The organism is Microlunatus ginsengisoli, from assembly GCF_039537205.1.
GTDB classification, from domain to species: Bacteria; Actinomycetota; Actinomycetes; order Propionibacteriales; family Propionibacteriaceae; genus Microlunatus; species Microlunatus ginsengisoli.
This window is the reverse complement of sequence record NZ_BAABAB010000022.1, coordinates 54,990-72,420: the sequence shown is the minus strand read 5'-3', so window position 1 is coordinate 72,420 and position 17,431 is coordinate 54,990. Positions and strand designations below refer to the sequence as shown.

Annotated in this window: 13 protein-coding genes; 9 read left to right on the top strand and 4 right to left on the bottom strand. The window is 71.5% G+C overall.

Features of this window, described 5'->3' with window-relative positions; all coding sequences use genetic code 11:
* Positions 1-76: 76 nt before the first annotated feature.
* The 4 genes from infB to ABD747_RS15255 all read left to right on the top strand — a co-directional run bounded on the left by infB (position 77) and on the right by ABD747_RS15255 (position 5,608).
* Complete coding sequence (gene infB / locus ABD747_RS15270) at positions 77-3,439, top strand: translation initiation factor IF-2 (protein WP_344806046.1); 3,363 nt, start codon at positions 77-79, stop codon at positions 3,437-3,439.
* Between the two features lie 137 nt (positions 3,440-3,576).
* Complete coding sequence (rbfA, locus tag ABD747_RS15265) at positions 3,577-4,020, top strand: 30S ribosome-binding factor RbfA (RefSeq protein ID WP_344806043.1); 444 nt, start codon at positions 3,577-3,579, stop codon at positions 4,018-4,020.
* Positions 4,001-4,924, top strand: coding sequence for a tRNA pseudouridine(55) synthase TruB (gene truB, locus ABD747_RS15260; protein WP_344806041.1), 924 nt, complete (start codon positions 4,001-4,003; stop codon positions 4,922-4,924). The genes rbfA and truB overlap by 20 nt, the downstream gene beginning before the upstream one ends.
* A 156-nt stretch (positions 4,925-5,080) precedes the next feature.
* Entirely contained in the window at positions 5,081-5,608 is a 528-nt protein-coding gene (locus tag ABD747_RS15255) for a pyridoxamine 5'-phosphate oxidase family protein (protein ID WP_344806039.1), read from the top strand.
* Here ABD747_RS15255 and ABD747_RS15250 read toward each other — a convergent pair.
* A complete protein-coding gene (locus ABD747_RS15250; protein WP_344806037.1) occupies positions 5,605-5,799 on the bottom strand; it encodes a hypothetical protein in 195 nt (64 codons plus the stop codon). The genes ABD747_RS15255 and ABD747_RS15250 overlap by 4 nt on opposite strands.
* A 109-nt stretch (positions 5,800-5,908) precedes the next feature.
* Between ABD747_RS15250 and ABD747_RS15245 the strand changes: the two genes are divergently transcribed.
* Positions 5,909-6,802: a bifunctional riboflavin kinase/FAD synthetase gene (locus ABD747_RS15245; protein ID WP_344806035.1), complete on the top strand. Its 894-nt coding sequence runs from the start codon at positions 5,909-5,911 to the stop codon at positions 6,800-6,802.
* A 131-nt stretch (positions 6,803-6,933) separates the two neighbouring features.
* Here the strand turns inward: ABD747_RS15245 and ABD747_RS15240 are convergent, their stop codons facing one another.
* Positions 6,934-8,445 (bottom strand): glycosyltransferase family 2 protein, encoded by a 1,512-nt coding sequence (locus tag ABD747_RS15240; protein WP_344806032.1) that lies wholly within the window; start codon positions 8,443-8,445, stop codon positions 6,934-6,936.
* Positions 8,446-8,681: 236 nt separating this feature from the next.
* Positions 8,682-9,620, bottom strand: a complete 939-nt coding sequence (locus ABD747_RS15235) for a 1-phosphofructokinase family hexose kinase (RefSeq protein ID WP_344806030.1) — start codon at positions 9,618-9,620, stop codon at positions 8,682-8,684.
* A 335-nt stretch (positions 9,621-9,955) separates the two neighbouring features.
* On the opposite strand from ABD747_RS15235, the gene ABD747_RS15230 reads away from it, so the two are divergent.
* The 4 genes from ABD747_RS15230 to ABD747_RS15215 all read left to right on the top strand — a co-directional run bounded on the left by ABD747_RS15230 (position 9,956) and on the right by ABD747_RS15215 (position 16,489).
* Positions 9,956-11,983 carry a serine/threonine-protein kinase gene (locus ABD747_RS15230; RefSeq protein ID WP_344806028.1) on the top strand — a complete coding sequence of 676 codons (2,028 nt, stop codon included), beginning with the start codon at positions 9,956-9,958 and terminating at the stop codon, positions 11,981-11,983.
* Between the two features lie 322 nt (positions 11,984-12,305).
* Positions 12,306-12,569, top strand: a complete 264-nt coding sequence (gene rpsO, locus ABD747_RS15225; protein ID WP_344806674.1) for a 30S ribosomal protein S15 — start codon at positions 12,306-12,308, stop codon at positions 12,567-12,569.
* Between the two features lie 317 nt (positions 12,570-12,886).
* Positions 12,887-15,088 carry a polyribonucleotide nucleotidyltransferase gene (locus ABD747_RS15220; RefSeq protein ID WP_344806026.1) on the top strand — a complete coding sequence of 734 codons (2,202 nt, stop codon included), beginning with the start codon at positions 12,887-12,889 and terminating at the stop codon, positions 15,086-15,088.
* A gap of 93 nt (positions 15,089-15,181) precedes the next feature.
* Entirely contained in the window at positions 15,182-16,489 is a 1,308-nt protein-coding gene (locus tag ABD747_RS15215) for a M16 family metallopeptidase (RefSeq protein ID WP_344806024.1), read from the top strand.
* A 262-nt stretch (positions 16,490-16,751) separates the two neighbouring features.
* Here the strand turns inward: ABD747_RS15215 and ABD747_RS15210 are convergent, their stop codons facing one another.
* Positions 16,752-17,384, bottom strand: coding sequence for a class I SAM-dependent methyltransferase (locus tag ABD747_RS15210; protein WP_344806022.1), 633 nt, complete (start codon positions 17,382-17,384; stop codon positions 16,752-16,754).
* Positions 17,385-17,431: the final 47 nt, after the last annotated feature.

Below are 17,431 nucleotides of genomic sequence, written 5' to 3'. Positions count from 1 at the left end.
TGAGAACCCCTCAGTGAGCATGAACGACAACTAACTGGTCCGGCGACTCCTCGACCGGACCGCAACAAGGAGAGCAGTGGCCAAGGTCCGTGTCTACGAGCTTGCGAAGGAGCTCGGAGTCGAAAGCAAGACCGTCCTCGCCGAGGCGAAGGACATGGGAGAGTTCGTCCGATCGGCGTCCTCCACATTGGAAGCTCCCGTTGTCAGACGGTTGAGAGAGAAGCTGTCGGGTGGTGGCGACACCGCCAAGCGGCCCGTTCCTGCGGGCGCCCAGAATCGTGCGGCAGCACCGTCGGCGGCGCCGAACCGGCCTGCACCGGCTCCGCGCCCATCCGGCGCGACCTCGCCGGGAGCGGTACCGTCCGTGGCCGGCCGGCCCGGCCCCGCCCCGTCCGCCGGAGCCCCGTCCGCCGGAGCCCCGTCCGCAGGCAGCCCGTCCGCAGGCAGCACGTCCGCAGGCAGCACGTCTGCGGGGGCCCCGTCGGCCGGAAGCACGTCCGCGGGCAGCACGCCCGCCGGCCGCACGTCTGCGGAAGCGCCAGCCGCAGGTAGCCCGTCCGCCGGAGCTCCGTCGGGCGGAACGCCATCCGCCGGCCGCCCGACCGGCACGCCGCCGACGGTGACGCCGGCGACTCCGGCCGCGAGTGCACCGGCCCCCGCAGCACCCACCGCGGCTCCGACGGCCGAGACCGCCGCCGGCGCTCCGGTCGAGACCCCCGCGGCCCGGACCGCGCCGGCCGACGGCCGCGGCGGCGGATCCGCACCGGCAGCCAGGCCGACGGGCGGCGCCGTACCGAGGATTCCGGGTCAGCCCGTTCCCGGGCCGCGTACGCCGGCCCCCGGAGCCGGGCAGCCCGCCCGCCCCACCGGCCGTACGGATGGTCAGGGTGCGGGCGGTCAGGGTGCGCAGGGCGCAGGTGGTCAGGCTCCGGGCGGCGGAGCCGGTCAGGCGGCGCCGGGCACACCGGCCCGTCCGGACCAGCGCCGGCCCGGACCGGGTCAGCCGCCGCGCCCGGGTGCCCCCGGGCAGCGTGAGCAGGCGGCTCGTTCCGACCGTCCCGGCGGCGCGCCCACTCCGGGCGGCCAGCGTCCCCGGCCCGGCTCCACCGGCGGTCTGCCGGGCGCCGTGCCCGGACCGCGCCGGAACCCGAGCGGCGCCCCGCGGCCCGGCAACAACCCGTTCGCGTCGTCCCAGGGAATGGGCCAGTCCCGCGCCCCGCGCCCCGGACAGGATGCGGCTCGTCCGGGCGGACCTCGTCCGCCGGCCGGCCGCACCGGCGGCGCCCCGGGTGGTCCTCGTCCCGGTGGCGTGCCCGGCATGCCGCGCCCGAACCCGGCGATGATGCCCAAGCAGTCGGCGCTCGGCGGTCCCGTTGCCGCCGGCACCCGCGGTCGCCCCGGCGCTCCCGGCGGCCGCGGCCGTCCCGGCGGCGGTGCTCCCGGCCGCGGAGGCCCCGGTGGGCCCTCCGGCGGCGGCGCTCCGAGCGGTCGTGGCGGTCGTCGCGGTCGCGGCGGCACCCAGGGTGCGTTCGGCCGGGCCGGCGGTCCGGCCCGTCGTGGGCGCAAGTCGAAGAAGCAGCGTCGGCAAGAGTTCGACCAGATGCAGGCGCCGGAGATCGGCGGCGTCCGCGTCCGGCAGGGCGACGGCCAGAAGGTCCGGCTGGCTCGCGGCGCGAGCCTGACCGACCTCAGCGAGAAGATCGGCGTCGACGTCTCCGCCCTGGTCCAGGTGCTGTTCCACCTGGGCGAGATGGTGACCGCGACCCAGTCGGTCTCCGACGAGACCCTCAAGGTGCTCGGCTCGGAGCTCAACTACGACATCGAGGTCGTCTCGCCCGAGGACGAGGACCGCGAGCTGCTGGAGAGCTTCGACATCGAGTTCGGTGAGAACGAGGGCGGCGAGGAAGATCTGGCCCAGCGTCCGCCGGTGGTCACCGTGATGGGTCACGTCGACCACGGCAAGACGAAGCTGCTGGACGCGATCCGGAAGACCAACGTGGTGGCCCGGGAGGCCGGCGGCATCACCCAGTCCATCGGTGCCTACCAGGTCGCTGCCGAGGTCGACGGCGACGAGCGGAAGATCACCTTCATCGACACCCCGGGTCACGAGGCGTTCACCGCCATGCGTGCCCGCGGTGCGAAGTCGACCGACATCGCCGTGCTGGTGGTGGCCGCCGACGACGGTGTGATGCCGCAGACGATCGAGGCGCTGAACCACGCGCTCGCCGCCGACGTACCGATCGTGGTCGCGGTGAACAAGGTGGACAAGGAAGGCGCCGACCCGACCAAGGTCCGCGGTCAGCTGACCGAGTACGGCCTGGTGCCGGAGGAGTACGGCGGCGACACCATGTTCGTCGACGTCTCCGCGATCACCGGGCAGGGTCTGGACGACCTGCTCGAGGCGATCATCCTGACCGCCGATGCGGCACTGGACCTGCGGGCCAATCCGGACATGGACGCCCAGGGTGTCGCCATCGAGGCGCACCTGGACAAGGGCCGAGGCCCGGTGGCGACGGTCCTGGTCCAGCGCGGAACCCTGCACGTGGGCGACTCGATCGTGGCGGGTCCGGCTCACGGCCGGGTCCGGGCGCTGCTCGACGACAAGGGCGAGAACGTCACCGAGGCTCCGCCGTCGATGCCGGTCCAGGTGCTCGGCCTGACCGCGGTGCCGGGTGCGGGCGACTCGTTCCTGGTGGTCGAGGACGATCGGATGGCCCGGCAGATCGCCGAGCGCCGCGCGGCCCGGCTGCGGATGGCGGCTCAGGCGGCCAGCACCAAGCGCAAGACGCTCGACCAGCTGTTCGAGCAGCTGGAGAAGGGGGAGACGCAGGAACTGCGGCTCATCCTCAAGGGCGACGGTGCCGGTTCGGTCGAGGCGTTGGAGGACGCGCTGTCCAAGATCGACGTCGGCGACGAGGTCAGCCTGCGGGTCATCGACCGCGGTGTCGGCGCGATCACCGAGACGAACGTCTCGCTGGCGGCGGCCTCCGATGCGGTCATCATCGGCTTCAACGTCCGTCCGCAGGGCAAGGCGACGGAGCTGGCCGACCGCGAGGGCGTCGACATCCGCTACTACTCGGTGATCTACGCCGCGATCGACGAGATCGAGGCCGCGCTGAAGGGCATGCTGAAGCCGATCTACGAGGAGGTCACCCTCGGCCAGGCGGAGATCCGCGAGATCTTCCGCTCCTCGAAGGTGGGCATCATCGCCGGCTGTATGGTCCTCGACGGCATCATCCGGCGCAACGCCAAGGCGCGTCTGCTCCGCGAGGGCGTCGTGATCACCGACTCCAGCGTCGCGTCGCTGCGGCGGGAGAAGGACGACGTCACCGAGGTTCGCGAGGGGTACGAGTGCGGTCTGACCGTCGCGAACTACTCCGACATCAGGATCGGTGACATCGTGGAGACCTACGAGCTCCGCGAGAAGGCCCGTACGTAGGCGCGACCCGCTCCCTGCCACGGAAACTGTGCACGTCTTGCAGACTCGATCGGCGTGTCACTGCAAGACGCGCACAGTTTTCCGCGGAGGCGGGGTGGTCCGCACAATGTCCTCCTCACTGTTGAAAGGCTGCGCCCATGACGTCGCCACGCGTACCGAAACTGGCCGATCAGATCAAGGTGATCGTTGCCCAGATGCTGGAGCGACGGGTGAAGGACCCTCGGCTGGGCTTCGTCACGGTCACCGATGTCCGGCTGACCGGCGACGCCCGTGACGCCACCGTCTTCTATACGGTGCTGGGCACCGACACCGACCAGGCCGGGACGTCGGTCGCGCTGCAGTCCGCGACCGGGCTGATCCGCTCCGAGGTCGGCAAGCAGCTCGGGCTGCGGTTCACCCCGACGATCACCTTCGTCGCCGACGCCGTCCCGGAGAACGCCCGCCAGATCGAGGAGCTGCTGGCGCAGGCCCGATCCGAGGACGCGCTGGTCGCCGAGCGGGCGGCCGGCGCGAGCTACGCCGGCGAGGCGGATCCGTACAAGGCGGACCCGGCCGACGACGATGACGACCACGAGGTCTGAGCCGCCCGCGGGGATCGTGGTCGTCGACAAGCCGGCCGGTCTCACCTCACATCAGGTGGTCGGCCGGGCCCGCCGGCAGCTCGGCACCCGCAAGGTCGGCCATGCCGGCACGCTCGACCCGATGGCAACCGGGGTCCTGGTGCTCGGCGTCGGCCGGGCGACCCGGCTGCTCGGCCAGCTGAGCCTGACCGACAAGGCGTACCAGGCGACGATCAGGCTCGGCCAGGCGACGCTGACCGACGACGCCGAGGGCGAGACCACCGCCGCGGCCGGTGCGCGCGGGCTGAGCCAGGCTTCGATCGAGGAGGCGCTCGCGGGGCTGCGCGGCGGGATCGAACAGGTCCCGTCCGCGGTGTCGGCGATCAAGGTCGGCGGCGTGCGGTCGTACGCCCGGGTGCGCTCGGGCGCCGAGGTCGAGCTGGCTGCCCGGCCGGTCACCGTGTCCCGGTTCGAGGTGCTGGCCAGGCGGGACGCCACGATCACCGGGCCGGCCGGCGAGCCGCCGGACCGGGCGCTGCCGGTCGCCGACCTGGACGTCGCCGTCGAGTGCAGCTCCGGAACCTATGTCCGCGCGCTGGCCCGCGATCTGGGAGCGGCGCTCGGCACCGGAGGACACTTGACGGCGCTGCGGCGTACCCGGGTCGGCCCGTTCACCCTTGTCGAGGCACAGTCGCTGGACGGCGACGCGCTGACGGTCACCGAGATCTCCGTGGTGGCCCGCCGCTGCTTTCCCGCGCTCGACCTGGACGCCGGTCGCGCGGCGGCGGTCCGGGTCGGCCGGCGGCTCGCCGACACCGCGCTGCCCGCCGGGCTGACCGCCGTGTTCGATCCGGACGGCCGGTTCCTCGCGCTCTACCGCCCCGACGGCGCCGACGCGGTTCCCGAGGCGGTGTTCGTCGGCTGACCGCCGGCCGGTCGGGCGGGTCGCCTCCGGCCCGTCGATGAGGCCCGGGCCGATGAGTCCGGGCCGATGAGTCCGGGCCGATGAGTCCGGGCCGATGAGTCCGGGCCGATGAGTCCGGGCCGATGAGTCCGGGCCGCCGGGCCCGTCGATACCCGTATGCACCAACCGCAGACCACCCTGGACGAGCGCTACGGCGAGGCGGGAGCGGAGGCGACCCCGTGGCCGGTGGCCGAGGCGCGGCTGGCGGCCGCCGAACTGTACTGGCTGACCACCGTCCGAGCCGACGGCCGGCCGCACGTCACGCCGCTGATCGCGGTCTGGACCGGCGGCGCGCTGCACCTGTGCACCGGCGACACCGAGCAGAAGGCGCGCAACATTGCCGCCAACCGCTCGGTCGCGGTGACCACCGGGCGCAACGACCTGACCGGCGGGATGGACCTGGTGCTCGAGGGCCGCGCCGAGCCGGTGGCCGACCCGGCCCGGCTGCGGCAGCTGTCAGACGCCTGGGAGGCCAAGTACGGACCGGACTGGCACTTCGACGTGGGCGTCGGCGGCTTCCTGCAGGGCGGCCGACCCGGGGTGTTGGTGTTCCGGATCGAGCCCGCGGTCGCGTACGCGTTCGGCAAGGAGCCGTACAGCCACACCCGGTACAGCTGGGGCCGGGTGGTGGAGCGGTCGGACTAGCCGCCCCGCTCGAACCGGTCGATCTCGGCCCGCAGCCGGCGGATGGCCCGCTGCACCTCGGCCTCGCGGAGCTGCTCGGGCGTCCGCTTGACGATCGGCTCCCAGTTGCCGAAGAGGTTGCGCACCGCGAAGCCGACCAGCGCCGTGCCGAACAGGGCGAGCAGGATGCTGGTCACCGTCGTCGCCGCCACGCACTCACCCCCAGAACCGCCGCTGCTGAGATTCTGACAACCCACGGGCCCATCGGTCCAGCGTGGTTAACTGACGCTGTTTGTCCAGGGACGATCCAGAGGGAGGCCGATGAGCCCGCGCACGGTGGTCGTGATCGGCAACTTCGACGGCGTGCACCGCGGTCACGTCGAGCTGCTCCGGCACGCGAAGGCGTCCGAGCCGGACCCGCGGCTCGTCGCGGTGACCTTCTGGCCGCACCCGATGTCGGTCGTCCGCCCCGACCAGGCGCCGCCGCTGCTGTGCACGCTCGAGCATCGCCGGGAGCTGCTGCTCGAGGGCGGGGTGGACGAGGTGGTGGTGGTGGACTTCACCCCCGAGGTGGCGAGCTGGAGCCCGGCCGAGTTCGTCGACCGGGTGCTGCGCCCGCTGCGGCCGGCCCGGATCGTGGTGGGGGAGAACTTCCGCTTCGGCTTCCGGGCGGCGGGGGACGTCCACACCCTGGCCGAGCTGGGCGGGGACGAGTTCGTGGTCGAACCGCTCGGCCTGGTCACCGACGGCACCACGCCGAGCTCGTCGACGCTGATCCGGCACGCCGTGCTGGACGGCGACTTCGGCCGGGTCCGCGAGCTCAGCGACCAGGTGTTCCGCTTCACCGGGGTCGTGGTCAAGGGCGATCAGCGCGGCCGCGAGCTGGGCTTCCCGACGGCCAACGTGCCGGTGCAGCCCGGCTTCGCGGTCCCCGCCGACGGGGTGTACGCGGGCTGGGTCCGGCGGCTGGACGGCCGGGAGCCGCGCTGGCCGGCGGCGATCTCGGTCGGCACCAACCCGACCTTCGGCGGCGTCGAGCGCCGGGTGGAGGCGTACGTCCTCGACCGCGACGATCTCGAGCTCTACGGGGTGGAGATCGCGATCGAGTTCTATGCCCGGCTGCGCGGCCAGGTGAAGTACCGCGGCCGGGCCGCGCTGATCGAGCAGATGCAGCACGATGTCGAGCAGGTCCGGCACATCCTGCACGGCGCCTGATCCCTTACGCCCGGACGCTCACCGAGCCCCCGGGGCGGTGGCCGCCGGGGGCTCGGGAGTTCTCGGTCGTGTGTCCTGAGCCTGTCGAAGGGCAACGGATGCCTTTCGACAGGCTCAGGGCACGGAGCAGATCAGACCTTATAGCCGTGCTGGCGGCGGAGCAGCTTGCCGATCATCACGACGGTCTGGGCGATGGTGACGACGTACAGCACCGGCCAGCCGAGCCACAGGATCGAGGACTGGATCATGATCGGCAGCCGGAACCAGGTGATGCCCAGCGCGATGAAGGTGACGACCAGCACGATCAGCGGCGTCAGGTACGCGTTGCCCGAGCCACGCTCGGCCTTGGCCTGCTCGGCCCAGTTGTCGGTCTTGACCCGGGACAGGAACTTCACCCAGGCCCGGACGAAGTGCCCGGCGCGCAGCCACATGTAGAGCTCGGCCGGCAGGCCGGTGGCCGCGAACACGACGTCGCGCCAGGTCCGGTTCTTCATCGACATCGCGATCCGGACGTTCAGCAGGATCGCAACGACCGGCGGAATCAGCCAGAGCGGGCTGAACTCGAACGCGTGGATCGACAGGGCACCGGCGAGCAGCAGGACGAACGCGATCCGGGTGAAGATGTTGGTCGCCATGCCCAGGTTCTCCGCCCAGCGCAGCCGCAGGTTCGGGTGGAACGGCTGGCCCTTGGTGTCGCCGCGCTGGCCCGGCCACATCAGGTCGATGGCGCCGTAGTTCCACTTGACCTGCTGGCCGTCCAGCGAGCGGATGGTGGTCATCCCGCCGACGTCGGCGCGGGCGGTGGCCGAGATCTTGGTCAGGTAGCCGGCGCTCTTGATCTGCAGGCTGAGCAGGCTGTCCTCGACCTCGGAGTCGTTCACCCACGGGGTCTGCTGCCGGTTGGCCTTCATCACGTCGCGCAGCGCCCGCATCGAGAAGATCGAGCACTGGCCGCCGAGCACCGCCATGTTGCGGCCGCGCAGCATGTTCTGCATGTTGAAGGCGGCGAACTGGGCCCGCTGGCCGGCGATCAGGAGCTGCCCGAGCAGACCGCGCCGAGGCGTGTCGTCGATCGAGTAGATCGCGGAGATGCCGCCGATCCGGGTGTCGGACGTGGCCTCGGCCTCGAGCCTGGCCACGGCGTCGCGGGCCAGCACGGTGTCGCCGTCGACGCCGAGCAGGTAGTCGGCGTGCGGGATCTGCTCGAAGCCGTAGTTCAGCGCGCCGACCTTCTTGTCGGGGTTCGCGCCGATGTCGTGCACGAACACCTCGGTGGTCTGCCGCTCCTTGGCACCCTTGAAGAGCTTCTTGCCGGTGTGCGGGCCGGCGAACTTGGCCGCGATCTCGAACGTGTCGTCCTTGGTGTTGTTGACGATCACGTGGATCTGGTCCGGCAGCCGGGTCTGCTTGAGCAGCGACTTCAGCACCGCGGCGATGGTCTCGGCCTCGTTGTACGCCGGGATGATGGCGCCGATCACCGGCCGGTACGTCGGCAGCGAGTCCAGGTCCTCCTGGTGCTGACGCAGGTACGAGGCCAGGCTGTCCGCGGCGCCGGTGCCCTGCGCGGTGTGATCGGCCGGCCGGGCGCTGTCCACGCCGGTGCCGTTGATGACGCTATCGAGATCGAGATCGGTGATGCTCATCGGAATCGTGGCTCCTGGGGGATGATTTCCTGCCCGGTTGGGCTGATGCCGCAATCCTGATCGATCGACCTCGACAATTGATCATTCAACTCTTCGCACTCAATCAGGAGTTGGTCAAACCTTCAACTGACTTGATCTGGAGGTTTCGGCCCGTCTTGAGGCTTTCCTTGGCTTCCGCAAGATTCCCTTGAGCTACGGTCCGCGGCCGCTGACAACGCTGTCATGAAGCTGAGGAATCAGCCGGTGGCAACCTCACTGACCTCTGTCGTCGCGGCGATCTCGGCCACCGTCCGCGGGTCCAGCGTGCCGGGCCCGGGTAGCAAAGCGTTGGCGGTGCCGGCCGCGGCGGCGTCGCGCAGAGCGTCGGCGACGGCCCGGCCACGATCCAGCCCGGCCACCAGAGCGCCGAGGAACGCGTCGCCGCTGCCGACCGGGAAGCGACCGATCCGGCTCGGCGGTCGGACTCGCAGGATCTGGTCGCCGGTCAGCCCGAGCGCGCCGGCCCGGCCGTCGGTGATCACCACGATCCCGCCGGACCGGGCGCGGATCCGGGCGGCGAGGTCGGCCAGGTCGGCCTGGTCGGCGGGCACTCCGACCAGCTCGGCCGCCTCCGCCCGGTTCACCTTGACCAGCTCGGGACCGACGTCGATGGCGGCGGACAGCGCAGGACCATGGGTATCGACGGCGGCCCGGACGCCGCGGGCGTGCGCGAGGCGGATCAGGTCGGCGAGTGCGTCGTCGGGCAGCTCGGCCGGGGGTGCGCCGCTGATCGCCAGCCAACCGGGGCGCCTGGTGAGATCCACGTCGGCGGTGGCGAGGAACCGGCGCCAGACCTCGCTCGGCATCGGCGGGGCGTACTGATAGACCTCGGTCAGCTCGTCGTGGCCGGCCGACGCGATCGACACGCAGGTGCGGGTCTCGACCGGGGAGCCCACCACGTCGAAGGCGACCCCGTCGACTGACAGCCGGGCCGCCACGTTGTCGCCGGTCGGGCCGCCGAGCACCGCGATCACCCGCACGTCCGCGCCCAGCCGGTGGGCGACCCGGGCCATGTTCAGCGACTTGCCGCCGGCGCAGGCGAGGAGTTGCGTCGGGCGGTGGATCTCCCCGAGCCGGAGGTCGTCGACGAGGTAGGTGAGGTCGAGCGAGGGCGTCAGGCCGGCGACCGTGATCATCGCATCTGCTTATCACCCACGGGCCTCGCCGTCGGACGAACCGCTCCGGACGACCCATCGTTTCGTTATGTTCTCAGCGACCAAAATCGCGAGGGTCCGGGACGTTTCTCGCCCTGGAGCCGAGCTGACAGGACGGGGTTGCCGGCGGCCACGGCCAGGTCCGACCGCCACTCACGACGACGGTTGCTCCCTCGTCGTGACGGGCCACGCCAGTCGCCGCGGGGCAAGATCAACTCGCGGCCACGACGGAGCATCTGCCGTCGGAGCCAGCGGTCGTCTACCCTCGATGGGACGGCTCCGCCCGGGGTCTGGACCATGCGAGCGGAGGCAGAGGCGTGTTCGGCATCCCGCAGGACGTGCTGAGCCAGCTGTTCGCGCTGTTCTCGTTCGTCGTCGATCCGAGCCGCAGGCTGCTTCTCGCGCTGCTCGTCTACGCCTTGGTGCCCGTCCCGGTGCTGTTCCTGCTGCGCCGGCTCTCGCTGATCCACAGCTACCGGCTGACCAGCCTCCGGTTCGCGTTCCGCCGGATCTGGAAGGTGCAGCGGCGCCGGCCGCGGACCGCCGCCGAGTCCGCCGTCCGGCTGGTCGAGGACACCAGGGCCAACCCCGTCACCGCCGGGCTGGTCTGGCTCGCGGCGACCGGCCTCAGCCTGTGGTGGTGGCTGGCCGTGATCGACGGCTTCGACACAGCCGGCGTGCGGGCCGACCTCGGCCAGCGGCGTCCGGTGATGTTCGGGGTCCCGCTGACCCCGTCCGTGCACTGGTCGGTGGACAGCGACCACGCCGTGCTGCTCGTCTTCGCGCTGACCTTCATCCTCACCCCGATCCTGCTCGGCCGCCGGTTCCGGATGGTGCACGCTGCCGTCACCGGGGCCCGCGGACGCGCCGTCGCGCCGTGGTATGCCGACCCGCGTTTCGTGATCGGCTTCTCGGCCGGCATCCTGGCGCTGATCATCGGCGACCTGATGGTGTGGTCGCGGGTGGCGCTGTTGATCGGGATCGGCGCCGAGGTCGCGCTCAGCGCGGTGCTGGTCCGGACCGTACGGCTGGAGGCCGTCGCCGAGCCGGGCTGGGTCGGCGAGCTCTCGACCCCGGCGAAGTCCGAGCGGCCGGTGCGCGACCGGCCGCGCAGCCTGGGGCTGCCGTGGCGGCCCGTCGAGTCACCCCAGGAGCGACCCGGGACCGGTTCCCAGCCGGCTCCGGCTTCCGCACCGGGCGCAGAGGCAGCGTCAGCCGGTGCGGTCGCCGCGCCCGAGCGGCCGGCGGCGAAGTACCGGCGGCTCTTCGCCCGACCTGACCCGGCCGGCTCAGGCCGGCTGCGCGGGCCGGGTCGGCCGGCCGCTCCGGCGCGCGTCGTGTCCGCTCCGGACATGCCGGCCGGAGCGGCGTCCGCCGGTCCCCGGCCGACCGCGGTGATGCCGGGGGCGGAGACCAACTCCTGGGCCGCGTACGCCCCCGCGCTGGCGCCGCTGAAACCGCATGATCCGCGCCGGATCGGGTCGTACGCCCTGCTGGGCCGGCTCGGCGTCGGCGGGATGAGCGTGGTGTACGCGGGCCGGCACCGGACCGACCGCCGCGACGTCGCGATCAAGGTGATGCGCGACGTGCTGGACGACGCCGACGCCCAGGTCCGGCTGCTCCGGGAGATGGAGGCGCTCGCCCAGGCCACCGGGCCGTACACGGTGAAGATCGTCACCGTCGGACACGCCAGCACCGACCACGGCGGCGTCGGCCACTTCCTGGTGATGGACCGGCTGTTCGGCCCGAACCTGTGGGACTTCGTGCACCGCTCGGGACCGATCAGCGACCCGGCCGCGCTGACCCATCTCGCGGTCGTGCTGGCCGCCGGCCTGGCCGACTTCCACGCCAGGGCGGTCACCCACCGCGACCTGAAGCCCGCGAACGTGATGCTCACCGACCACGGGCCGGTCATCGTCGACCTCGGCATCGCCAAGCTGGCGGACGTGACCGCCACCATGCCCGGCAGCACCGGCTTCGCCACGCTGGGCTACGTCGCGCCGGAGACCATCCTCGGCCGCGGCACGATGGCCGCCGCCGACGTGTGGTCGTGGGGGTGCTGCCTCGCCTACGCGGCCAGCGGGCAGCGGCTGTTCCCGGGGGAGGAGTGGGAGCCGGTGACGTACGCCATCCTCAACGGCCGGCGCAACCCGGCCGCGATGGAGGCCATCCGCCGGATCAGCCCGCAGCTGGCCGACCTGGTCTGGGCCGCGACCGAGGTGGACCCGACCCGCCGCCCGTTCAACGGCTCGGCGCTGCTCACCCGCCTCCCGGGCGGCACCCGCTGGCCGAGTCCCGCCCGTGCGCTCGGGCTTCCGGTCGCCGACGCCACCCTCGCCCTGTAGCTGCGGTCTTAGCTGCCACCGACTTCCCCGTCCCGACCCGTCCCCCCGCCCCCGGCCCGCGGCCCGTCCCTGCGCCCCCGGAAAGTGTGCCGTTGATGCAGCGACACGCCGGCGGAGGCTGCGACAACCGCACAGTTTCCGGGGGCGTGAGGGTGCGAATTGGGTGCTCGGAGGACTCGCTGGTAGCGTTGAGGAGCCGTGCATGCGGCCGCGGACACCCAAGAGCTCCCGCTCACACCAGGTGAATCCCCTCCGGAACGAGCTTCCGGAGCCGGGCAGGGGGCGCCGCGCAGCGGGAAACCGAGAGGAGAACTGCGTGTCGATCGACGCTGCAGCCAAAGAGAAGATCATCGCCGAATACGCGACCCACGAAGGTGACACCGGTTCTCCGGAGGTCCAGGTCGCGATCCTGACCAAGCGGATCGCCCACCTGACCGAGCACCTCAAGGAGCACAAGCACGACCACCACAGCCGCCGGGGCCTCATGCTCCTGGTCGGTCAGCGGCGTCGGCTCCTCAACTACGTCGCGAAGACCGACATCGAGCGCTACCGATCGCTGATCGAGCGCCTCGGCCTTCGGCGCTGACCATGGTGCGGCCCGCCTGAGAGCTCTGCTCCCAGCGGGCCGCATCTCCGCTTTACCCACAACTTCACACGTCTAAACCACCAGTGAGATTGCATCCCACCCACGAGCCCACGGACTCGCGACTTCCGTACGGATCCGGCGCAGTTCGGTCCTCGGTAGTGGTTTTCGGGACGTTCCGACGGAACCTCGCCCGCGAACCTCGATCGAAGACCGGCAACGATCCGGTCCAGGGTGTCCCCGGGGTGGAACTGGTGTGCGGATGCAATCCGTAACCGGCCTCGCGCTTCGTCGCGAGGTCGAGAATCAGGAGAATCCCTGTGGAGGGACCAGACCTTCAGTTCAGCGAGGCCGTGATCGACAACGGCCCGCTGGGCAAGCACGTCGTCCGCTTCGAGACGGGCCTGCTGGCCCGCCAGGCCGCCGGCTCGGCGACCGTCTATCTCGACGACGACACCATGCTGCTGTCGGCGACGACGGCGCAGAACAAGCCGCGTGACGCCATCGACTTCTTCCCGCTGACGGTGGACGTCGAGGAGCGGATGTACGCCCTGGGCCGGATCCCCGGCTCGTTCTTCCGCCGCGAGGGCCGCCCGAGCGAGGGCGCGATCCTCACCTGCCGGCTGATCGACCGGCCGCTGCGGCCCTGCTTCGTCAAGGGCCTGCGGAACGAGGTCCAGGTCGTCGTCACGGTGATGGCGCTGAACCCGAACAAGCTGTACGACGTGGTCGCCATCAACGCCGCGTCGCTGTCCACCACGCTCGGCGGGCTGCCGTTCACCGGCCCGATCGGCGGCGTCCGGGTGGCCCTGATCGGCGATCAGTGGGTCGGCTTCCCCGATGTCGACCAGCTCGAGGAGGCGGCGTTCGACATGGTCGTCGCCGGCCGGGTCGTCGCGAACGGCGACGTCGCGATCATGATGGTCGAGGCCGAGGCCACCGAGCAGACCTGGGACCTGGTCCGCGGCGGCAAGACCGCCCCGACCGAGGAGATCGTGGCCGCGGGCCTGGAGGCGGCGAAGCCGTTCATCAAGGCCCTGTGCGACGCGCAGGCCGAACTGGTGGCGAAGTTCCCGAAGGACACCGCCGAGTTCCCGATCTTCCTGGACTACCAAGACGACGTCTACGCCGCGGTGGCCGAGGCCGCCACGGCCGAGCTGTCGCAGGTGATGTCGATCGCCGACAAGCACACCCGGGAGACCGAGACCGAGGTGCTCAAGGACAAGATCAAGGCTCAGCTCGCCGGCGACTTCGAGGGCCGCGAGAAGGAGATCACCGGTGCCTACCGGGCGCTGACCAAGAAGCTCGTCCGGCAGAAGATCCTCACCGAGAAGGTGCGGATCGACGGCCGCGGGCTGACCGACATCCGGACGCTGTCGGCCGAGGTCGCGGTGCTGCCGCGGGTGCACGGCTCGGCCCTGTTCCAGCGCGGCGAGACCCAGATCCTGGGCGTCTCCACGCTGAACATGCTGAGCATGGAGCAGAAGCTCGACACGCTGGCTCCGGAGACCACCAAGCGCTACATGCACAACTACAACTTCCCGCCGTACTCGACCGGTGAGACCGGCCGGGTGGGATCGCCGAAGCGGCGCGAGATCGGCCACGGCGCGCTTGCCGAGCGGGCGCTGATCCCCGTGCTGCCGACCCGCGAGGAGTTCCCGTACGCGATCCGGCAGGTGTCGGAGGCCCTCGGGTCCAACGGCTCGACCTCGATGGGCTCTGTCTGCGCCTCGACCCTGTCGCTGCTGAACGCCGGTGTGCCGCTGCGCGCCCCGGTTGCCGGCATCGCCATGGGCCTGGTCTCCGACACCGTCGACGGCGAGACCCGCTACGTCGCGCTGACCGACATCCTGGGTGCCGAGGACGCGTTCGGCGACATGGACTTCAAGGTCGCCGGCACCTCGGAGTACATCACCGCGCTGCAGCTGGACACCAAGCTCGACGGCATCCCCGCCGAGGTGCTGGCCGGCGCGCTGAATCAGGCCAAGGACGCCCGGACGACGCTGCTCGAGGTGATGGGCGAGGCGATCGACCGGCCGGACGAGATGAGCCTGTTCGCGCCGCGGATCATCACGATCCACATCCCGGTCGACAAGATCGGCGAGGTGATCGGGCCCAAGGGCAAGGTGATCAACCAGATCCAGGACGACACCGGCGCCCAGATCAGCATCGAGGACGACGGCACGATCTATGTCGGCGCCGACGCCGGCGACAAGGCCGAGGCGGCCCGGGCGATGATCAACGCGATCGCCAACCCGACCATGCCGGAGAAGGGCGAGCGCTACCTCGGCACGATCGTCAAGATCACCAACTTCGGCGCGTTCGTGTCGCTGCTGCCCGGCAAGGACGGCCTGCTGCACATCTCCAAGCTGCGCCCGCTGGCCGGCGGCTCGCGGGTGGAGAACGTCGAGGACGTGGTCAGCGTCGGCCAGAAGCTCCAGGTCGAGATCTCCGACATCGACGACCGCGGCAAGCTGTCGCTGGTGCCGGTGATCGAGGAGCAGGAGCCGGCAAACGCCTGATCGGCTCGGAGAAACTGTGCAGCTGTTGCATCCGGCGCCGGCGCGTCGGTGCAACAGCTGCACAGTTTCCGATCAGGGGGCGGGAGCAGCGCCGTGACGGCGGGACCGGCGCAGCGGCGCCGGCGGGTCGCGTACCGCTCGGGGGAGATCCGCAGCACCGTGCTGCCCGGCGGGTTGCGGGTCGTCACCGAGAAGATGACCGGTAGCCGGACCTTCAGCGTCGGCGCGTACGTCGGGGTCGGCTCGCGCAACGAGAGCCCCGGCCTGCACGGGGCGTCGCACTTCCTCGAGCACGTACTGTTCAAGGGCACCCCGTCGCGCAGCGCCGAGCAGATCTCGGCCGCGATCGATGCCGTCGGCGGTGACCTGAACGCCTACACCGCCAAGGAGCACACCGGCTTCTATGCCCGGGTGCTCGACGTGGACGCCGAGCTTGCGGTCGACGTGCTCACCGACATGATCGGCTCGTCGCTGATCAGGGCGATCGACGTGGAGTCGGAGCGCGCGGTGATCCTGGACGAGATCGCGATGCATGCCGACGACCCCGCGGAGTCGGTTCAAGAGCTGATGGCGGCCGGCATGTTCGGTGAGCACGGCCTCGGCCGTCCCGTGATCGGCTCGCCGGAGTCCGTCTCCGCCCTCGACCGGCGCCAGGTCGTCGGGCACTGGCGCCGCCACTACGGTCCGACCAGCACCGTCGTCGCGGCCGCCGGGAACGTGTCGCACGAGCGCCTCGTCGAGCGGCTCTCGACGCTGGCCCTGCCGGCGGCGCGGGCCGCCCGCGGACCACGACCAACTCGCACGGCCACCCGCGATACCGGCCAGGTGGTCAGCCGGCGGCGCGGCACCGAGCAGTGCAGCGTGGTGCTCGCCCTGCCCGGGCCGGCGGTCTTCGACGACCGTCGCTATCCGGTCGGCCTGCTGTCGGCGATCGTCGGCGGCGGGATGTCCTCGCGGCTGTTCGTCGAGGTCCGCGAGCGGCGTGGACTGACCTACGGCATCGACGCGGGGGAGACCAGCTACTCCGATGCCGGCCTGTGGACCATCGAGTGGCAGTGCTCGCCCGAGGCGCTGCCGGAGATCGTGGCCGTGGTCCGCGGTGTGCTCGACGACGTCGCCGCGCGCGGCGTCACCGACGAGGAGCTGACCCGCGCCAAGGGCCAGCTGCGCGGGCAGACCGTGCTCGCGTACGAGAACCCCTCCGCCCGGATGGGCCGGCTCGGCACCACGGCCCTGATGGGCGACGAGCGGACGCTGACCGAGGTGCTGTCGCGGTACGAGGCGGTCGGCGCCGAGGATCTGCAGCGTGAGGCGGCCGAGCTGTTCGGGCAGCCGGCGCTGCTCGCCGTCGTCGGCCCCCGCTTCGACCGGCGCAAGGTCGACCGCCTGCTGGCCCGCTGACCCGCCCTCCGCCCCTTCCCTCTCCCTCGCTCCCTCTCGCCCTCCGCCCGCGCCTCCCCGACCGACCGCGCGCGCCCCGTCCCCGACCGGAAAGTGTTCAGCTCCTGCAGCGACACGCCGGCCGAGACTGCAACAGCCGCACAGTTTCCGGGCCGGGAGGCTGGCGAGGCTGCAACAGCCGCACAGTTTCCGTGCCGGGAGGCTGGCGAAAGCTGCAACAGCTGCACAGTTTCCGGGCAGGAAGGGTGGCGGCAGAGCCGCGTCAGCCCGGCTTGAGGGCGGCGATCACCGTGAACCGGCGGCGGGCTCCCCGCGGCAGCGGGTTCGGCTCGTCCAGCAGGCTGAGGCCGGCCCGGGCGACGGTGGCCCGGAGGTCGTCGGCGATGTGCCGGTTCATGTCGATCAGCCAGAGCCGGCCGCCAAACTTCAGCACCCGCGTCTGTTCGGCCACCGCGGCCTTCACGTCGGCCCAGTGGTGGGAGCTGAGGCTGGAGATCACCGCGTCGACCGAGTTGGACTCCAGCGGCAGGTCCTCGGAGCCGGCTTCGACGAAGGCCACGTTCGCGATCCCCGCTGCGCGCTTCCGCGCGCGTTGCAGCATGTCCGCCGACGGGTCGATTCCGATCACCTCGAGGTCGTGACGCCGCCGGCCGACCAGGACGGGCACCCGGCCCGGCCCGGTGCCGATGTCGATCACCGTGCCGTCCGTGGGCATCGTGGTGGCGAGCAGCTCGGCGATCGCGGCGTACGTCCCGCGCATCAGCACGCCGCCCACCACGAGGTCGTACGGCCGGACGACGAAGCCGTGCATCACGCCGTGGTGGTGCCCGTGACCGTGCCCGGGATGCCCGCCGGGCTGGTGCTCGTCAGCCTGTCGGGTGGAGGAGTGCGGCATGATCCGAAGGCTACCTGGCCTCGACGGCGGGCCCCGATACGATAACC

Bases quoted from the DNA above. Each gene is read 5' to 3' on its own strand.
- rbfA (WP_344806043.1), top strand. From the start codon at position 3,577: ATGACGTCGCCACGCGTACCGAAACTGGCCGATCAGATCAAGGTGATC.
- ABD747_RS15235 (WP_344806030.1), bottom strand. From the start codon at position 9,620: ATGATCACGGTCGCCGGCCTGACGCCCTCGCTCGACCTCACCTACCTC.
- ABD747_RS15245 (WP_344806035.1), top strand. From the start codon at position 5,909: ATGAGCCCGCGCACGGTGGTCGTGATCGGCAACTTCGACGGCGTGCAC.
- ABD747_RS15255 (WP_344806039.1), top strand. From the start codon at position 5,081: ATGCACCAACCGCAGACCACCCTGGACGAGCGCTACGGCGAGGCGGGA.
- ABD747_RS15240 (WP_344806032.1), bottom strand. From the start codon at position 8,445: ATGAGCATCACCGATCTCGATCTCGATAGCGTCATCAACGGCACCGGC.
- ABD747_RS15210 (WP_344806022.1), bottom strand. From the start codon at position 17,384: ATGCCGCACTCCTCCACCCGACAGGCTGACGAGCACCAGCCCGGCGGG.
- truB (WP_344806041.1), top strand. From the start codon at position 4,001: ATGACGACCACGAGGTCTGAGCCGCCCGCGGGGATCGTGGTCGTCGAC.